Raw genomic sequence first — 17,028 nt, forward strand, 5'->3', positions numbered from 1 at the left:
TGATGCGGGCCGGCGGGGAGGTTGGTGACTGCGGGGGTCAGTTGCGCACGTCGAGGACGACCTTGCCGGAGGTGAGCCGGGCGGCGAGGTCGTGGTGGGCCTGGCGGGCCTGGCCGAGCTTGTAGACCGGGCCGGTGAGGGGCTTGAGCCAGCCTTCCTGCACGGCGGTGAACAAGGCGGTCATCGAGTCGTTGAGGTGGGTACGCGACGGGTAGAGGCTGGGCAGCCAGAACCCGGTGATGCTCTTGGAGCCGGCGACAAGCTGGGTGATCGGGACGAGCCCGTCGACGCCGGTGACCGCGCCGAAGACGGACATGCGGCCTCGCGGGGTGAGGGCGTCCAGGGTCTCGTGCAGCACCTGACCGCCGGTCATCTCCATGGCCGCGCTGACGTACCCGCCGGCGGCCTCCAGAATCCGCTCGGTGAGGCCCTCGACAGTGGAGGAGTCGACGACAGCATCGGCGCCAAGGTCGAGGGCGGTCTGACGCTTGGCCTCGGTGCTGGCCATGGCCACGACCTTCGCCCCGACGCGCTTGGCCAGTTGGACAGCCAGGGAGCCGACGCCGCCAGCGGCTGCGGGAACCAACAGTGTGTCCTTGGCGGTCAGCCGCAGGTCGGTGTGCAGGAGGTGCCAGGCCGTGTTGCCCTGGAGCATGAGCGCCACCGCGGCGTGGTCGTCGACGCCGTCCGGGACCTCGAAGGTGAGCTTGCGGTGGGCGGCATTGATCTCCGCGTAGCCGCCGCCGCGGCCGAGGGACACATAGCGGCGTCCGTCCTCGGCCTCGCCGAGGACCTCGTTGCCAGGGATGAAGGGGGCCGGCATCGGGGCGGGGTAGGTGCCTTCCCGCAGGTGGATGTCCGCGTAGTTCACGCCGGCCAGGAGAGTGCGCAGGCGAAGTCGGCCGGGCTTGATCTCGGGCTCGGGCATCTCGCACAGTTCCAGGACCTCGGGTCCGCCGAACTCTCTCACTGCAATGGCGCGCATTTGGTTTCAACCCCGGTTATTGCTTGGGCGGTTTCTTGGGTCCCCTGGTCGGGGAGCTTCGGGCAAGGAATATACCCGTTGCGAAACCTGCGCCTTCGATCGCGCATATAGGGGTATCGGGGGGCGAAGCCTCAAGATCGCTTACGGAGTGTTCTCTGTCACGTTACTCTGAGTGGCCGAAATCGGGATGTTGCTCACTGTGAACGATGCAGGTGGTGGTCAAGATTTTGACTACCATCGCCGCTGCTGAGGGTGAATCACCCCTCCTTGCATGATCGTTTTCCAGCCTCTGAAGAATGGCCCACGCTATGCGCGTAGATTGCTTGAATTCGTTGACCGGTATCCATCCGGATACCTATTGTCTTTCTCGCGGCGCAGACCTGTGCCGCCCATTTGATGGAGGGTCACATTTCGATGGCGAACAAGGAGCTCTGGCCGGTCCCAGCGTGGATCGCGCAGCGCCCCGACGGTCGCGGGACCGCAGCCGTCACGGCCGGTGAAGGAACCGGCCGAGCTTGCCCTGCACGAACGGTGACATCGTCCCGCCCCGGGAAGGGTCGGACGGCGCTCGACAACGGCTGGCCTTAACGCAGGGCAGCGGTCGGCTTCGGCCTTCGCCCGCGTCCCGGTGGTCAGCACTAGGGCGGAAGCACGACGGCGCTTGGAGCGGGAACTCCAAGCGCCGGTCGTAATCGTGTGTGTCGTGCAACACAACCGCAGGTGGCCTGCCTTTTCGACGAGCCTGGCCGACCTGCTACCACACTGGGAGTAGTGAATCATGCCTACGCTTCGGCGTACAGAGGGAGCGGCAGGAAGTCTGCCCGCACCACAGAGCCTTGGCACGCCCGTCGGCGTCTCCGAGCGCACCATCCGCATCGTCACGGACAGTCTCCGCGGCGCGGCCCCGGCGGCCGAGATCGTGCGGATCACCGTGTCCGAGCCCGACAATCTGTGGCTGGCCCGCGCCTACGGCCCGGACGGCGCGGCGGTCGAGCTTCCCGCCGCACTCGACGAGGCCCTGGCCCGCTGGGTGGCCTGCGACCTGCCTGGTCTCGACTGGCGCCACCAGCACGACCTTGACCTCGCCACCGGGCGCATCACCCTGGCCAGCGACATCGCGAAGGCGGCGTGATGGCCACCCACGACGGGCGCATCCGCACCCACAAGCCCGAGATGGCCCGCGACCCCAAGCTCGCCGAGGTCTCGCTGACGGCCGAGCGGACCTTCATCTACCTGCTCAACTTCGTCGACGACAAGGGCCGGCACATCGACGATGCCGGCATCGTCCGCGGCTTGATCTGGAAGCGCAAGAAGAGCTGGGACGGCAGTGTCCACACCTCCGAACGCGTCGAGGAAGACCTGCGGCAGCTCACCGAGGCCGGGCTGGTGTGCCGGTACGTCAACCCGGCCGACGAGGGCGAGGAGCTCCTCCACGTCACGAACTTCAACAAGCACCAGCGCATCGACAAGCCCAGCCAGTCCCGTCTGGCACCCTGCCCGCTGCACCAGACCCAGGAAGCCGACGCCGACAAGTCGGTCCCCGGCAAGCGGAGCCGCAGGAAGACCGCGGAGAGTCACCCGGAGCAGTACCCCACGACCATCACGCAGACCGCCGACACCACCGCCCAGCTCGGGTCCGACATCACTGACCTCGACCACCAGGAGCCGTGCCCGGAGGACTCCACGACACCCTCCACGACACCTTCCAAGAACGGATCCAGGATCACGGATCCTGGATCTACCCCTCCGGGGGGCGGCTGCGCCGCGCCCGCCCAGCCTCTCTCGCCGGAAGAGCCCTCGACCGAGCAGGTCGCCGCGATGCACCCGCACACCACCGGAGCCAACGCTCTCGTCGCCGAGTACGTGCGCAGCTGCCCGCAGCAGCCCACCCAGCGGTTCCGCGGGCACCTCGGCCGGGAAATCCACCAGCTGCTTGCCGCCGGCTACAGCGTGGAGCAGGTGCGGGTCGGCCTGCGGCTGCTCGCGCAGAACCCGAAGGGGCCAAGCGCCCTGGAATCGTTCGTGCAGGAGGCGCTCACCGCTCGCAGTCCCCGGTCGGGAGCGCCGTACCAGGCGTGGACCAACCCGGTCGCCGGGGCCGCCGCCTACGCCGGGGATCTGTGATGGCCAGCCGCGACCCGCGACGTGCCAGCGCTACCCTGCAGAGCATCGTCGACCGATTCGCCCGACTCGGCGTCGATCCGTCGGTGATCGGCGTGCCCGAGCAGACCACCGCACCGCAGCCCAACCAGGACGCCCTGGAGCTGGCAGCCAGCCGCATCCCGCCGCTGTATCAGCACGCGGTGGCCGACGACCCGCAGGTGCTCGCGTGGGTCGAGCACGTCAAGCAGGCCGCCCGCCGCGGTCCGGAAGGGCAGCTCGGCATCGCCCGAGCGCACTCCCTGCTTCTGCTCGGCGAAACCGGCACGGGGAAGACGTACCAGGCCTACGGCGCGATCCGGGCACTCCTGGGTGCTGGCGTCCGGCTGCGCTGGCAGGCGGTCACCTCGGTGAGTCTGCACGCCGCGATGCGTCCGCGCCCCGGTGCCGACCCGGAGCGCGAGATGCGCGAGCTGGAGCGGACGCCGCTGCTGCTGATCGACGACCTCGGTGCCGGCCGCGCGAGCGAGTTCACCGAGGAGACCACCTACAGGTTGATCAACTGGCGCTACGAGCAGCAGCTGCCGACCATCCTCACCAGCAACATCACCCCGGCCGAACTGTCCGGCCTGCTCGGCGACCGCACCGCCAGCCGCCTGCGCCAGATGTGCCACAAGGCCGTCCTCGCCGGCCCCGACCGGCGCAGCGCCCCCTCCTTCTAATCTCCCGCGATCCCGTACGGGGCCGGCCCAGCCGCCCCCGGGAGCCGCCCTGCCCACGCGCCCACGCACTCAGGCGCGCCCGGAGACATCCCCGAATGAACACCGCCATCAACGCCATCAACGAACTCCAAGACGCCCACATCCAGCTGGAGCGCGGCTCCCCGCGCTGGCGCCTCAAGGCCGCCTGCGCCGGCACGCCGGATCCGGAGATCTTCTTCGGCGATCCCCGCGCCGACCACCGCCAGGCGCTCGCGCTGTGCGGGCAATGCCCGGTACGACGGCAGTGCCTGAACGACGCCATCGAGAGCGGAGTGCGGGACGGCATCCGCGGCGGCCTGACCGAGGATCAGCTGTGCGAGATCGTCGAGTACCTGGAGGGCGGCCGTGTCGACGTCGACCGCGTCCGCGCCGCCCTGGTCGGCACCCACCGGCCACGGCTGACCGAATCCGAGAAGCGGGCCGTGGTCCGCGTGGCCATCGACGCCGGCATCCCGATCGACATCTGGGCCGCGGCTCTGGGCATCGGCTACAAGGCCGCCATGAAGAGGCGCCGCAAGGCGACCACCCAGCTCGATGTCATCCCGCTGTCTATGCGGAGCGAGGAGATCGCCCTTGCTGCGGAACTGCGCCGGGCTGCCGCGACCACCCCGGCGGTGGCCGCGTGATCCCCCGCCGGCCAAAGGTCTCCCGGTGGGACGTTGCAGCGATCGGCCTGCTCGGGGTCTTTGGCTTCTCGCTTTCGTACGACGCGTTGCAACAGATGGCGCAGGCGATCCACGTCCGAGGCGAGCTCACCTACGCGTGGCCGGTTGTCGTCGATGGCTTCATCGCCTATGGCGTCCGCGCCTTGGTCCTTCTGCGCGAGGCCCCCTGGACCGCCCGCGCCTACGCCTGGACCCTCTTCTCCGGTGCCACCGGCACCAGCATCTGGGCCAACGCTTTGCATGCGGTCCGTCTCAACGAGCAGACCGTCGGCCTTGCCAGCGAACTGCGCCTGGGGAACGCGGCTGTCGGAGCACTGAGCACCATCGCTCCCATCGCTCTCGCCGGCGCGGTTCACCTCGGCATTATCGTCACCCGCCACGGGGCGGCTCAGAGGGACGCCGACACCAGTACCTCCCAACCCTCGCTCGCCACACCCCAGTCCATGGCACTCGGTCGCTCGGACGAGCCCGCCCAGCCGCTTGCCATCGAAACACCGACAAACACTGCTCAGGCGGTCCCCGCACTCAGCGAAACCCGTTCCGGGCGGGCGGAACTCACGGCCGGCACCGAGAAGGCCAGGCCCAGAACCGCCGGCGAGAAGCTCGCCGCGCACCGCCAGGGCTCCCGCTTGAGGGACCGAATCGCCACACGGATTCTGCGCAGGACTCAGCACAACCTGGACGGTCCGGGCCCTCGGTCCGTTGGTCCGTCCGAGGCGGGTGGTCGGTCTGGCGGTCCGGTCGACGGCAGTGGTCCGGATCCTCGGTCCGTTGGTCCGTCCGAGGCGGGTGGTCGGTCTGGCGGTCCGGTCGACGGCAGTGGTCCGGATCCTCGGCCCGGCGGTCCGGCGGATGCCGGTAGTCCGTCCGGCGGACGCGGTCCGGTGGACGCTGGTGGTCCGGGCCCTCGGTCCGTTGGTCCGTCCGAGGCGGGTGGTCGGTCTGGCGGTCCGGTCGACGGCAGTGGTCCGGATCCTCGGCCCGGCGGTCCGGCGGATGCCGGTAGTCCGTCCGGCGGGCGCGGCCCGGTGGACGCTGGTGGTCGGAAGCCGGAGCCTTTGGACCCAGCCCTGCTGACGGCCGGCCGACGCGCCGCAGCAGAGGCCGGCCGGATCACCCGCAAGGTGGTCGGCGACGGTATCCGCGCCCAGGGGCTCACCGTGTCGAACGACCGGATCCCGGAGATCCTCCAAGCCCTGCGCACCGACAGGCCACCGCCACAGCGCCGGTGAACCCGGCATGCCCCTTACCTCTCCCTCCTTCACCCAACGGAGCACTTCATGAGCACCACCGTGCTGGCTGACCGCGACATCGTGGCCGACTTCGTAGCCGTCCTCGCCCGCCACCACCACCTCCACAGCGCCGAACCGCTGGGCGACGGCCGCTGGAAGGTGCGGCGGACCGTCGGCGGAGCGCTCGAGATCCTCAGCAGCGAGCAGACGGAGGAGCTGGTGATGGACCACCTGATCGCGGCCTTCGCCGCCCGGGGTCTGGCCAGCGACGACGACTTCTGACCGCACGATCCCCGTCAGCCCCTGGTCGTTCGGTCCCGTCTCCAGCCGCCAACCGCGTCTGATCCCAGGTGAGTTGCCGCCTACGGCGGAGCGAGCTATCCCCTTGGAGTGTCCTATCGGACACTCCAAGGGCTCGCCCCCGCCCAAGGGGCGGGGGAGCCCGTGTGTCGAGGTCGAGCGGGGGCGCTCGACCTCGACACACGGCTCGCCGCAGCCAGGGGGCATCGGCGGGCAACAACCAACAGGAACAGCCCAAGATGACCACCGCCGAGCCCGCCGACGCCGACGAGCCGACCGTCGCGCGCCGCCCGCGCCGCCGCTTCCACGAGCCGCAGCAGCGCCAGCGCGTGTTGACGCTCCGTGTGAGCGTTGACGAAGAAGCCCAGATCCGCCGCGCCGCTGCCGAGCGGGCCGAGACCGTAGCGCGCTTCATCGCGAGCGCTGCACTCAACGCCGCATCCCGACCTGACGCCGCTCGCGATCCCGACGATCAGCTCGACCGTGCGATCGACGAGCTCGCCGCTGCGCGACGGCAGACCGCTCGCGTCGGCAACAACGTCAACCAGATCGCGCGGGAGCTCAACTCCGGCGGACTCCCGCACCCGGCTGACCTGGTCGCGGCGTTGACGGCGGTCCGCAGCACCATCGCGACCATCGACATTGCGGCGGCCGGCCTTCTCAACGATCGGAAGAAGCCCTGATCCCGAACATCACCCGCGGATCGAAGACGTACGGCCTGCTGGCCTACCTCTATGGCCCCGGACGGCGGGACGAGCACACCGACCCGCACCTCGTGGCCAGTTGGGACGGCTTCGCCCCCGACCCGGGCCGTGATCCGAATGCGTCCCTCAAGCAGCTCCAGTCGGTGCTGGATTTGAGGGTCGATCAGCGCGGCTCCCAACGGCGGCTGAAGAAGCACGTGTGGCATTGCTCGTTGCGGACCGCTCCTGGCGACCGGCTGCTCAGCGACGAGGAATGGGCGGAGGCGGCGCGCCGTGTCGTCGCCGCTGCCGGTATCGCGCCGGATGGTGATCTGGACGGTTGCCGGTGGGTCGCAGTGCGGCACGCCACGGACCATGTCCACGTCGTGGCCACCATCGTGCGCGGCGATCTGCTCAAGGCCGACATCGAGAACGACTTCAACCGGGCCCAGGCCGAGTGCCGAAAGATCGAGAAGGAGTGGGGGCTGCGTCAGCTCAACCCCGGCGACGGCACGGCGGCGAAGGAGCCGACCAACCGTGAGAAGCACAAGGCTCAGCGGCTGTCCCAGCCGGACACGAGCAGGCAGCAGCTGCGCGACGCGGTCCGCCAGGCCCTGGCCGGTGCGGCAAGCGAAGCCGAGTTCTTTGCCCGGCTGGAGACGGCAGGTGTCCTGGTCAATCGCAAGGTGGGCCCCTCGGGCGACACCCTCGGCTACAGCGTGGCCCTGGTCGGAGAACGTGATGCCACGGGTGAGCCGGTGTGGTTCGGCGGCTACAAGCTCGCCCCCGACCTGACCTTGCCGAAGATCCGCAAGCGCCTCGCGCTGCCGGCCGCAGACCGGGAGACGGACGCCCGCCCCGCTGCCGGCACAGGCGGCGGGCGGACACCGGCTGGCCGCCGCTCGCCGGCCGCCACGGCCCGTCTCCAAGCAGCGGACACGGTCGTCGACGCCATCGACGTGCTCGATGGCGAGCCCGAGCACGCTGCCGGAGTGTTCCAGTCGACCGGGGAGGTGCTCGACGCGCTGGTCGCCACGGCCCTGCCCGCACAGAAGCAGGAGCTACTGGCCGCCGCCCGGGCGTACGAGCGCGCCTCGCGCTCGCACGTGCGCGCCGCGAACGCCAACTCCCGCACCGTGCGGGCCGCCGCCCGCGCGGTGCTGTCCGGTGGCTACTCGAGCAACAGGGGCCCGGACGGTGAAGCCGCAGCGACGGTGCTGTCTGTGCTGATCCTGCTGGTGATCGCGGCAAGCCGCTGGCACGTCGAGCAGGGCCACCGCCAGCAGGCCGCCGCCGCCCGCGTGGCGGCCGACCACCTGCGCGCCGCCTATCGGCAGGCCGCCGCCCAGCCGATGGCCGCTCTGCGCGAGCGCGGCCGACAGCTGCCCAAGTCGGTGCGCGAGCGTCAGGAGCAGGCCCTGCGCCGGGCGGTGCCGGGCGATGCCGGGCGGCAGCTGCTCGCCGAGCCGGAGTTCGACGCTCTGGCCGCTGCTCTGGCGGAGGCCGAGGCTGCCGGGCACGACCCGCAGGCCCTCCTGGCGCGCGCCCGCTCCTGGCGAGAGCTGGACACCGCTGACTCGGTCACCGCCGTGCTGACGTGGCGCGTTCGGCACATCGCCAAACTGCCCCACCCCGCCGCCGGGACCGGGCGCCCCGGCCGCACCGCCGCCACGACGGCTCCGGCCACACCTGCTGCCGCCGACCCGCGCCGGCGCCGCTGACCCGGCCGCCGACGGATGCCACCAGGGCTCCGTCGGCGGCCGTACCAACCCAACCTTCCGCCCATCCCCGCCCAAGCAGGAGATACCGCATGCCCCGCCCGACCGACGCCGGACGCCGACGGCACCACGTTCCCAGCGCGGCCGAGCGCGACTGGCTGCTGCGCTGCTACGTCCTGCGCGCTACCGATTCCCTGGCCGCCGCCGTGGTCATGTACGCCGTCCCGCTGCTCGTCCTCACCCTCACCCACTCCCCAGGCTGGGCCGGACTCGCCTTCCTGCTGGAGTGGGTGCCGCGCCTTGCCGCCATCGCGGGCGCCGGCCCGATCATCGACCGGCACAGTCCCCGCGTCGCCGTCCTGGCCACGAGCCTGCTGCGCGCCGGCGCCGCACTCGCCACCATGGTGGGCCTGGCCGCGGGAGCCGGACCGTGGCTGGTCCTGCTGTTCGGCGTCACGGCTGGCATGCTCGGCGAGGCCGCCTTCCTCGCCAACGAGGCGGTGGGCGCCGAGGCCAGCCGCCGTGCCGGCGAGCGCGCACACCGCGTGCAGTCCGTCCTCACCGGAACCGACCAGGCAGCGCTCCTGATCGGCCCCATGATCGGCGGCCTGCTACTGCTTGCCGGTCCCGCGCTGCTGCTGGCCGCCGTCGCGATCCTCTCCACGGTCACCGCCACCGTCGCCGCGAGCGTGCGCACCCACCGCCCGCACCTGCACATCGTCTCCGACCCCATCGCCCGCCACCCGCTGGCCAGCCTCGCCACCGGCATGGGCACCCTGCGCCGCACCCCCGCCCTGGCCTGGCTGGTCGGCGCGCTGGCCTGCGTCAACCTGGCCAGCGGCCTGCTGCAGGTCTCCGCGCCCGTCACCGTCACCCGCACCCTGCACCACTCCAGCGCCGCCGTCGGCGCGGTCTGGAGCATCGCCGCCGCCCTCTCGCTGGCCGCCGTCGCCCTCGCCCACCGCGCCATCGACCGCTGGGGCCTGCTCACCGTCGGTACCGCCTCGGCCGCCGCCATGTGCACCGCCACCCTCGCCAGCGCCCTCGCCCCCACCCTCACCCTCTACGCCGCCGCCGTCGGGCTACTGATGGCAGGCGAAGGCGCGGTAACCGTGGTCCTGCGCACCGCCCGCGCCCGCCTCATCCCCGAGCGGGCGTTCGCCGCCACCCTCGCCACCACCGTGCTGCTCGTCCTCGCCCCGCTACCGCTCGCCGGGCTACTCGTCGCGCTATGGCCCGCAGGCCACCTGCCGCTGCTGGTCGCGGTAACCGGGCTGGCGGCCTCGGCCGGCACCTTCGCCTGCTTCCGCGGCCTGCGCGCCCACCGCGCCGCCTGGGCGAACACCGACGACAGTGAGCAGCTGCTGAAGGCGGCCTGACCGGCCGCCAACACCCGCCCCCATCCTGGAGGAACCCCATCACCCACACCACCACCAGCGACCCCCACCACGAGCGCGCCCGCGCCGTCGGCACCTGGTACGACACCATCGCCGACGCACCCCAGGACAGCCATCCCGCACGCCACCCCTCCCGTACCCGCGCCTGGACCGCGGCCTGGGAGAAGCTCACCACCGAGCAGATCGACGCCCGCCGACACGTCCGCGTCACGGACCTCGACGCCGACCGCTCCGAGACGGTGCCGTACTTCCTCATCCCGGCCCGCGGCTGCCCCTACTGGGCCAGCCAGGAAACCGACGCGGGCGTCCCGCCCATATGGCTCGGCCCGATCCTGTACTCCGGCAGCCCCCACGGCCAGTACGGCGGTGCCGGAGCCGCCACTGCCCCGCTCGCCCAGTTGGCCACCCGCGCGGGCCTCGACCTGGCCGACGAGTACGGTGCCCACGCCGTCGTCTACTCCGGCCTCAGCACCGACCAGGCCGACCGACTCACCGCCGCCGGCCGCCACCAGGGCGCCGCCCGCGTCCTCAACTTGGCCACCGACGTCGCCCACCTGCGCGACCTCCCCACAGACCCGAGCCTCGACCACTGGTGGGCCGACACCCCCGCCAGCCACCGCCGCGACATCCGTCGCCAGTGGCGCCGCGCCACCCAGGCCGGCCTGACCCTCGACCCGCTGACCAGCTACCAGATGCTGCCCCACCTGCCGGAGTTCACCAGGCTCGCCATCGGCACCGCCGAGCGCCACGGCACCGCCCTCTACGGGCCCGACATGTTCGAGCACCTCGCCCAGGTCCCCGGAGCCGTCCTCCTCGCTGCCCGCCACCATGGGCACCTCGTCGGCGGCATGTACGCCTTCCTCCACAACCGCTGCCTCTACCTGTGGGCCAGCGGCATCGACTACCAGCACCCCCTCGGCCGCCACGCCTACACCTGGCTGATGACCGAGGCACCCCGCTGGGCCATGGAGCAGGGCGCCCACCGCATCGACGCCGGCCGCGCCAACTACCAGGCCAAGAAGCGCCTCGGCTACCACCCGCAGGTCCTGCGCACCGTCGTCCACCTGCCCAACAACGCCGGCACCACCGCCGAAGCCCTCACCAACCTCTCCCGCCGCCTCGGCGAACAGGCCTTGCACCATCACCCCCACCTGCCCTGGTAGCACCACGCCGGCACTACCCGCACCCCTTGGAAGGACCACCTCCTGACCCGCACGATCCCCACCCTCCTGCTCGTCTCCTCCGGCGACGAGCAGTACCGCCGCTACGCGCTCGAGCAGATTGCCGACCGCCACCGCGTCGTCCTCCTCACGCCCGAGCACCCGACCTGGCAGCTGCCCTACATCGCCGACCATCAGATCACCGACACCCGCGACCCCGACCAGGCCCTTCCCGCCGCCGAGCGCCTGGCCCAGGACCATCACATCGCCGGAGTGCTGACCTGGGACGAGTACGCCCAGCACAGCGCCGCGTACCTGGCCAACGCCTTCGGCACTTTCGGCAACTCGGTGGCCACCGCTCACGCCTGCCGCAACAAGGCCGCGAGCCGGGAAGCGTTCGCCGCCTTCGGCGTCCCCTCTGCCGCCAGCATCCGCGTCGACTCCCTCGACCAGGCCCGCGCCGCTGCCGAGAACATCGGATACCCCGTCGTCGTGAAGCCGGCAGCGGCGGCCGGCAGTATCGGGGTGAGCCGGGCGGACACCGCCACCGACCTCGCCCACGCCTACACCCAGGCCGCCGCCCGCGCCGCTGGCCACCGCTTCGGCGTCCTCGTTGAGGAATACCTCGACGGCCCGGAGATCTCCGTCGAGTGCGTCACCGTACGCGGCACCACCACCCCCGTCGCCGTCACCCGCAAGCAGCTCGGAGCGCCGCCCCATTTCGAGGAGATCGGCCACAGCGTCGAAGCGGGCGATCCGCTTCTCGCCCTCGCCGGACCGGTCGCCATCCAGGCCCTGCACGCCGTCGGCTTCGCCAACGGCGTCTCCCACGTCGAGATGCGCCTGACCGACGGCGGCAGCACCCCCCGCCTGATCGAGGTCAACGGCCGACTCGGCGGTGACCTGATCCCGCACCTGGTCCGGGAGGCCACCGGCATCGACCTGCCGCTCGCCGCCGCCGACATCGCCCTCGGCCTGCAGCCCGACCTCGCCCCCACCCGCCGCCGGGCCGCAGCCATCCACATGGCCTACGCCCCCGCCGACGGACGCCTCACCCACGCGGCGGCGGACCCCGCCTTGCGCGAGCAGCCGTGGCTGGAACGCCTGGTCTGGGAGAAGCAAACCGGAGACCGTGTCGCCCTGCCACCGGCCGGCGACCTCGGCATCGCCCGCATCGCCCACATCGTCGCCCGCGACACCACCGCCGAGCGCTGCCTCCAGCACCTCGCCGACGCCGCCAGCCACCTCGACATCACCGTCAACTGACCTAACGAACAAGGCCCGGGTCCGGAACGCTCTGCGTTCTGGACCCGGGCCTTCGTGGTAGCGGGGACAGGATTTGAACCTGCGACCTCTGGGTTATGAGCCCAGCGAGCTACCGAGCTGCTCCACCCCGCGTCGGTGAAGATGACTCTACGCCACCCACTGCGACAACGGGAAACGCATTAACCCGGCTGGGAAAATACCTGCGAGGGCACCGCGACCAGCGCGACCATTCATGCATGAGCGAACTGCCCGCCGACGACTGGTCCCCGGCCGACAACCCGTACTCGATCGCCTTGTCCGAGGCGAACTGGTGGAAGGCCACCGTCGCCCTGACCACCGGACGCATGCGCGAACAGGCATCCCACGTGGGCTTCTTCGACTCCGCGCAGATCGACGCCCGCACGCTCGTGGTCGCGCTGCGCCAGATGCTGATGGCCGTCAAGCTGGAGCAGATCGCCCTCGCCGACCTCGGCATCGACCCGGCGGTCGGCGACGAACTCGCCAAGGCCCAGGAGCAATTCGAAACGGCGCTGCCGGGCATCAAGGAAATCCGCGACGGCCTGACCCACTTCGAGGACTGGGCCCGAGGCACCGGCAGAGGCGCCCAGGCCACCGCACGCAAGAACGGATCCACCGAGCGGGAAGTGGCGCGCGACTTCTGGAGCTTCGGCTACGACCCGGCCGCCGACACCGTCACCATGGGCCCGTTCACCATTTCGGTGCCCGCCGCCGAAACTGCGACACGGCAGCTCCACACCGCGATCTACGCCGCAGCCCGGGCCGTCGACCTCGCCCGGGCCCTGGCCGTGCGCGCCGAAGCCGACCAGGCCCTGACCGCGGCGGGGATCACCCACGCGCCACCGGATGGCCAAGTCCTCCTCTCACCGGGCGCAGATCTACGAGTGTGGCTGTCGCTCAACCTGCCCGGCGACCAGGCGCAGCTGCGTCACGACGTGGCCGAGCGCACCATCGCGGCGATCACGGCAGCCGGCCTCGCCCTGGCCTCCACCTCCCACCCGCAGGCCCGCGATCTGCACGACCGCCTGGTGAGCGCCGAGGCCCTCCTCGTGCAACGCCGCTGACCCACCGTCCGGTGACGCAGGTCACCCCAAAATCCGGACAAATCGGGAATAAAGACCAACATAATAGACCTTTCCTCTCATACATCACGAGAGTTGGGGGCTCCCTCACCATGTCCGACGGCAACGACGACATGTCCCGCTTCACCCAGTTCCGCTACGGCCAGGAGCCGCAGCCTGCCGAGCCCGTCCCCGACACCCTGGCCATCCCGCACCCCGGCCCGCTGAGCCCCCGCGGCATGCTCATCTCCTGTGCCCAGTGCCAGGCGACCCGTGACTGGCTCCTCATCCACGTCCGCCCCAACCGCAGCCACACGAACCCCAACCTGGTGTTCGTGCGATGCCGCTGCGCCCACGAATGGCGCGAGCCGGACCTGGAAGCCCACCACGTCACCGAGACCCGGGACGACAGCTTCGAGGAGCGCGAGTGGGACTCCTTCGAGGAGATGTACCGCGGCCTCGGCTTCGACGGCCTCTTCCGAGGCGTGTACTTCGCCGAATAGTACTGCAACGGTGCTTACGGTGATGAGGCTTCAGGTCTTGGGCTGTGGCCTCGTCGTTTGTAGTGGCTGGTGCGGGCCTGCTGTTGGCGTCTGCGGCGCCATCGGGACCAGTGCAGGACGTGATCGATGCTGCGGCGGGCAGGTCGGGTGAGCTGGGTGACCAGCCGGCGGATCTCGGGGACGGTGAGTGGTATCAGGTCTGGCGTTCGAGGGGATCCGGCCGCTTTTCGAGCTGCTGGGCCCGCAGGACGGTGAGGTAGGCGTGGGCGGCCATGGCGAGGGTGATGTGCCGGTACCAGCCCTGGTGGCGGCGGACCTGGTAGTCGTCCAGGCCGCATTGGCCTTTCGCGCTCTGGAAGCACTCCTCGATGGCCCAGCGGGCGCCCGCGACGGAGATCAACTCGTTCAGGGTGGCCTCGGCGGGCGCGTAGGCGATGTAGTAGGCAAGCTTTGTGGGATCGCCGATGCTGCGGCGGGCCAGCACCCAGTGCTTGCGGTCGGGGCGGTGCCAGGGGCGGACCTCCACGCGGGCCCAGTCGTAGATCCAGGGGCCGTGTGCCCCGTCGCCGCAGGAGCGACGCTTCCACTTCTGCCGGGGCAGGTCTGCGATCAGGTCGTGGAGCCGGTGGTCCATGGCCCGCCGGGTGACGACGGTGTCATGGCTGGTGGTGGCCACGACATGGAAGACGTCGGCCTGCTCCAACTCGTAGCGCCAGCCCTTGCTGTAGCCGTAGCCGGCATCCGCGGTCACCCAGCGGAACGGAATCCCGTCGTCGATCGCGCGGCGGACCATCGCTCTCGCGAGCTGGACCTTGGTGGCGAACTCGACCTCGTCGCCGATACCTGCGGCCCGGCAGCGCTCGCGGTCGTCGGTCCAGGACTTCGGCAGGTAGAGCGCCCGGTCGATCAGGGTCCGGCCCAGCTTGCCGGAGTAGGCGAGGAAGACGCCGACCTGGCAGTTCTCGGTGCGGCCGGCGGTGCCGGAGTATTGCCTTTGGACGCCGGCCGACCGCACGCCCTTCTTCAGGAACCCGGTGTCGTCCACGATCAGCACGCCGCCGGGATCCCCCAGGTGCTCGACCACGTACTCACGCACATCGTCGAGCACCCCGTCGGCGTCCCAGTCGATGCGGTTCAGCAACCGCTGGATCCGGTCCGGACCGCCGTGACCGGCCTCCTCGGCCACCGTCCACCCGTTCTTGCGCTCCAACGGCGCCAGCAGACCCCGCATGTACGCCAGTGCCGACTCACGCGATTCGCTCCGCGCGAACCGGCGGGCAAACCGCTCATGCAACCCGGCAAGCCCGTCCGACCAGCGGCGAGCATCGACCTCGGATATGTCCCCACCCATGAACGGTCCAACGAGCGAACCCGACAACCGTCACGATAAGCACCGTTGCAGTACTAACTGGGCGTTTCGTCCTTGGCTCCGGAGCCAAGGACGAAACGCCCAGTAAGAGCTCGTCACACGACCGCGGCGGCGGTTTGTCGGACCGTCTCTGGCAGTTGAGGGCGCAGGCGAGTGAGACGACCGGGTCGTGGAGTTCAAGGCGTCGTCCCCAACGGGTTGTGAGGCGCTCGGACTGGTGGTCGGGAGGCGTCAGTCAGCCCACGACCTCGCAGAACTCCCCGCGGTGGTCCACCCCTTGGCATTCGTAGCAGGTGTAGCGCGAGCACCCGGTGCACACCTGGAGGTTCTCCAGCTGCCAACTTTGGCCGCACCCTGGGCAGTCAGCATGTTGGCGCAGCACCGCGTCCCAGCCACGGTCGCCGCCAGCGACGGTCCGGCACGCCGCGACGTAGTCTCGGAGGGCGAGGGAGGCCAGCTGCGGGGAGCGGCGCCGGCTGGGGGCCATCGACCAGCAGTTCAGGATGAAGAACGCCGTACCGGTGGCCAGCCACTGATTGGTTCTCCCATCAGCGTCCCAGAGTCCGACCAGGTGGGCGACCCGCTGTTCGAACGGGCCGGTGGCGGGGTGCTCCCCAGTCGCGAGGAGCACCGCTTCGGCATCGAGCGGCGGTGGTGGCGCGGGAGGCTGGGGGGTCCGGGCCTGTTCGGCCTGTTCTGTGCGCAGCCGTACCAGGTCCCGTGCGTCTGCCAGCGCGGATGTGAAGTCGGCGGGCCGCGCCGCGGCCAGCCGCCGGAACATCCCGAGGGCCTCCTCGGCGGGGGCCAGGGCCTCCCGGGGGTCGTCCAGGCACTCGGTGAGGACGAGCAGGGCGGCGGCGAGGTGCGGTTCGTGGACGTCTGGGGTGGTCGCCGCCAGTCGCCGGTGGATCTCGACGGCCTCCCGGGCCGGCGCCAGGGCCTCCGCGACCCGCCGCGCGTGCAGCAGTCCGCGGCCGAGGACGACCAGCGCGTGGGCGTAGTCGTCCCGGTGCTGGGCGAGGATCATCGGCGGCAGCCGGCGGAGGACGTCCACGGCCTCCTCGGCCGCTTCGAGGGCCTGCTGTTCCCGGCCGCTCGCGTGCAGCATGGTCGCCAGAGCGCTCAGGGCTGCGGCGAAACGCACCCGGGAAACCCACTTGCCGGGTTTGGCGTCCGCGAGGACGCCGTCGACGTGCGAGCGGTACAGGCCGGTGGCCTCCTCGGCGGTCCGCGCCGCCTCGTCCCGGTGTCCGATCCCCCAGAGCAGGGCGCCGTGGACGGCCAGCGACTGTGCGACCAGCCCGTTGGTGAGTGGGGGCACGGCGTGGGCGCGCCACCGCGCGACCGCCTCGGCGGAGGCCACGACGGCCTCGACGCCGCGGCCGGCGCCGGCCAGGTTGCGGGCTAGCTCGGCCAGCGCGTCGGTGAGGTCCATGGTCCCGGACAGGTCGGCCGGGTCCAGGTCCAGGTGGCGGTGGCGGGCGACGGCCTCGGTGCTGAAGGCGACCGCTTCCTGGTGGCGGCCGATCCTGGCGAGGCGGGTCGCGAGGCTGAGGTGGAGCTGCGCCCGGGTGTGTGCGTCCGGGGCTTCGGCCAGGCGGCGGCTGTGCAGGTGAACGGCGTAGTAGGCGTAGTCCCAGGCGCGCTCCGGCCGGATCCCCTCCATCGACTGGCTGTCCATGATGTCCAGCGAGCCGGTGATGAAGTCCGCGGTGCTCTGGGTGCCGAGGACGTCGGACAGGTCGTCCGCCGCGAGGGGCGTGTGGTGGGTCGGCAGGGCCAGCCTGGGCTCCGACACTAGGGCCTGTTT

16 protein-coding genes, 1 tRNA gene and 1 pseudogene are annotated in these 17,028 nt (G+C 71.1%); 14 read left to right on the forward strand and 4 right to left on the reverse strand.

Annotation, left to right across the window (positions count from 1 at the left end; translation table 11 throughout):
• Positions 1-37 precede the first annotated feature (37 nt).
• The gene (locus ACF9IK_RS30275; protein ID WP_395297248.1) at positions 38-985 is read right to left on the reverse strand and encodes a quinone oxidoreductase family protein; all 948 of its coding nucleotides are present in this window, start codon (positions 983-985) and stop codon (positions 38-40) included.
• A 778-nt stretch (positions 986-1,763) separates the two neighbouring features.
• On the opposite strand from ACF9IK_RS30275, the gene ACF9IK_RS30280 reads away from it, so the two are divergent.
• The 12 genes and pseudogenes from ACF9IK_RS30280 to ACF9IK_RS30335 all read left to right on the forward strand — a co-directional run bounded on the left by ACF9IK_RS30280 (position 1,764) and on the right by ACF9IK_RS30335 (position 12,267).
• Positions 1,764-2,117, forward strand: coding sequence for a hypothetical protein (locus ACF9IK_RS30280; RefSeq protein WP_395297249.1), 354 nt, complete (start codon positions 1,764-1,766; stop codon positions 2,115-2,117).
• A complete protein-coding gene (locus ACF9IK_RS30285; protein ID WP_395297250.1) occupies positions 2,117-3,109 on the forward strand; it encodes a hypothetical protein in 993 nt (330 codons plus the stop codon). Before ACF9IK_RS30280 ends, ACF9IK_RS30285 begins: the two co-directional genes overlap by 1 nt.
• Positions 3,109-3,807 (forward strand): ATP-binding protein, encoded by a 699-nt coding sequence (locus ACF9IK_RS30290; protein ID WP_395297251.1) that lies wholly within the window; start codon positions 3,109-3,111, stop codon positions 3,805-3,807. Before ACF9IK_RS30285 ends, ACF9IK_RS30290 begins: the two co-directional genes overlap by 1 nt.
• A gap of 95 nt (positions 3,808-3,902) precedes the next feature.
• On the forward strand, positions 3,903-4,472 hold the full coding sequence (locus ACF9IK_RS30295) for a WhiB family transcriptional regulator (RefSeq protein ID WP_395297252.1): 570 nt from the start codon (positions 3,903-3,905) through the stop codon (positions 4,470-4,472).
• Positions 4,469-4,735 (forward strand): annotated as a pseudogene (locus ACF9IK_RS30300) (DUF2637 domain-containing protein); the annotation flags it as partial. The gene ACF9IK_RS30295 and the pseudogene ACF9IK_RS30300, both read left to right, overlap by 4 nt.
• Positions 4,736-5,569: 834 nt before the next feature.
• A complete protein-coding gene (locus ACF9IK_RS30305) occupies positions 5,570-5,743 on the forward strand; it encodes a hypothetical protein (RefSeq protein WP_395298801.1) in 174 nt (57 codons plus the stop codon).
• 48 nt (positions 5,744-5,791) lie between these two features.
• Positions 5,792-6,025 carry a hypothetical protein gene (locus ACF9IK_RS30310; RefSeq protein ID WP_395297253.1) on the forward strand — a complete coding sequence of 78 codons (234 nt, stop codon included), beginning with the start codon at positions 5,792-5,794 and terminating at the stop codon, positions 6,023-6,025.
• A 257-nt stretch (positions 6,026-6,282) separates the two neighbouring features.
• Complete coding sequence (gene mobC, locus ACF9IK_RS30315; RefSeq protein WP_395297254.1) at positions 6,283-6,726, forward strand: plasmid mobilization relaxosome protein MobC; 444 nt, start codon at positions 6,283-6,285, stop codon at positions 6,724-6,726.
• Positions 6,727-6,818: 92 nt separating this feature from the next.
• Complete coding sequence (locus tag ACF9IK_RS30320; protein WP_395297255.1) at positions 6,819-8,447, forward strand: relaxase/mobilization nuclease domain-containing protein; 1,629 nt, start codon at positions 6,819-6,821, stop codon at positions 8,445-8,447.
• A gap of 89 nt (positions 8,448-8,536) precedes the next feature.
• Complete coding sequence (locus tag ACF9IK_RS30325; protein WP_395297256.1) at positions 8,537-9,823, forward strand: MFS transporter; 1,287 nt, start codon at positions 8,537-8,539, stop codon at positions 9,821-9,823.
• 257 nt (positions 9,824-10,080) lie between these two features.
• Positions 10,081-11,004, forward strand: coding sequence for a GNAT family N-acetyltransferase (locus ACF9IK_RS30330; RefSeq protein WP_395297257.1), 924 nt, complete (start codon positions 10,081-10,083; stop codon positions 11,002-11,004).
• Between the two features lie 270 nt (positions 11,005-11,274).
• Complete coding sequence (locus ACF9IK_RS30335) at positions 11,275-12,267, forward strand: ATP-grasp domain-containing protein (protein WP_395297258.1); 993 nt, start codon at positions 11,275-11,277, stop codon at positions 12,265-12,267.
• Positions 12,268-12,322: 55 nt separating this feature from the next.
• On the opposite strand, the gene ACF9IK_RS30340 is transcribed toward ACF9IK_RS30335, so the two are convergent.
• Positions 12,323-12,399: transfer RNA gene (locus tag ACF9IK_RS30340), tRNA-Met, on the reverse strand.
• Positions 12,400-12,503: 104 nt separating this feature from the next.
• Between ACF9IK_RS30340 and ACF9IK_RS30345 the strand changes: the two genes are divergently transcribed.
• Together ACF9IK_RS30345 and ACF9IK_RS30350 are read left to right on the forward strand one after the other, a co-directional pair.
• Positions 12,504-13,349, forward strand: a complete 846-nt coding sequence (locus tag ACF9IK_RS30345; protein ID WP_395297259.1) for a hypothetical protein — start codon at positions 12,504-12,506, stop codon at positions 13,347-13,349.
• 110 nt (positions 13,350-13,459) lie between these two features.
• Complete coding sequence (locus ACF9IK_RS30350; protein ID WP_395297260.1) at positions 13,460-13,849, forward strand: hypothetical protein; 390 nt, start codon at positions 13,460-13,462, stop codon at positions 13,847-13,849.
• A gap of 193 nt (positions 13,850-14,042) precedes the next feature.
• Here ACF9IK_RS30350 and ACF9IK_RS30355 read toward each other — a convergent pair whose 3' ends face one another.
• Both ACF9IK_RS30355 and ACF9IK_RS30360 read right to left on the reverse strand, forming a co-directional pair.
• A complete protein-coding gene (locus ACF9IK_RS30355) occupies positions 14,043-15,200 on the reverse strand; it encodes an IS701 family transposase (protein WP_395297261.1) in 1,158 nt (385 codons plus the stop codon).
• 253 nt (positions 15,201-15,453) lie between these two features.
• Positions 15,454-17,016 (reverse strand): tetratricopeptide repeat protein, encoded by a 1,563-nt coding sequence (locus ACF9IK_RS30360; RefSeq protein ID WP_395297262.1) that lies wholly within the window; start codon positions 17,014-17,016, stop codon positions 15,454-15,456.
• Between the last annotated feature and the right edge of the window lie 12 nt (positions 17,017-17,028).

This window comes from Kitasatospora hibisci (assembly GCF_043950205.1).
Lineage (GTDB): Bacteria > Actinomycetota > Actinomycetes > Streptomycetales > Streptomycetaceae > Kitasatospora > Kitasatospora hibisci.

Coding starts and splice junctions, on each gene's coding strand:
- ACF9IK_RS30275 (WP_395297248.1), bottom strand. CDS start 985: ATGCGCGCCATTGCAGTGAGAGAGTTCGGCGGACCCGAGGTCCTGGAA.
- ACF9IK_RS30280 (WP_395297249.1), top strand. CDS start 1,764: ATGCCTACGCTTCGGCGTACAGAGGGAGCGGCAGGAAGTCTGCCCGCA.
- ACF9IK_RS30285 (WP_395297250.1), top strand. CDS start 2,117: ATGGCCACCCACGACGGGCGCATCCGCACCCACAAGCCCGAGATGGCC.
- ACF9IK_RS30290 (WP_395297251.1), top strand. CDS start 3,109: ATGGCCAGCCGCGACCCGCGACGTGCCAGCGCTACCCTGCAGAGCATC.
- ACF9IK_RS30295 (WP_395297252.1), top strand. CDS start 3,903: ATGAACACCGCCATCAACGCCATCAACGAACTCCAAGACGCCCACATC.
- ACF9IK_RS30310 (WP_395297253.1), top strand. CDS start 5,792: ATGAGCACCACCGTGCTGGCTGACCGCGACATCGTGGCCGACTTCGTA.
- mobC (WP_395297254.1), top strand. CDS start 6,283: ATGACCACCGCCGAGCCCGCCGACGCCGACGAGCCGACCGTCGCGCGC.
- ACF9IK_RS30325 (WP_395297256.1), top strand. CDS start 8,537: ATGCCCCGCCCGACCGACGCCGGACGCCGACGGCACCACGTTCCCAGC.
- ACF9IK_RS30345 (WP_395297259.1), top strand. CDS start 12,504: ATGAGCGAACTGCCCGCCGACGACTGGTCCCCGGCCGACAACCCGTAC.
- ACF9IK_RS30350 (WP_395297260.1), top strand. CDS start 13,460: ATGTCCGACGGCAACGACGACATGTCCCGCTTCACCCAGTTCCGCTAC.
- ACF9IK_RS30355 (WP_395297261.1), bottom strand. CDS start 15,200: ATGGGTGGGGACATATCCGAGGTCGATGCTCGCCGCTGGTCGGACGGG.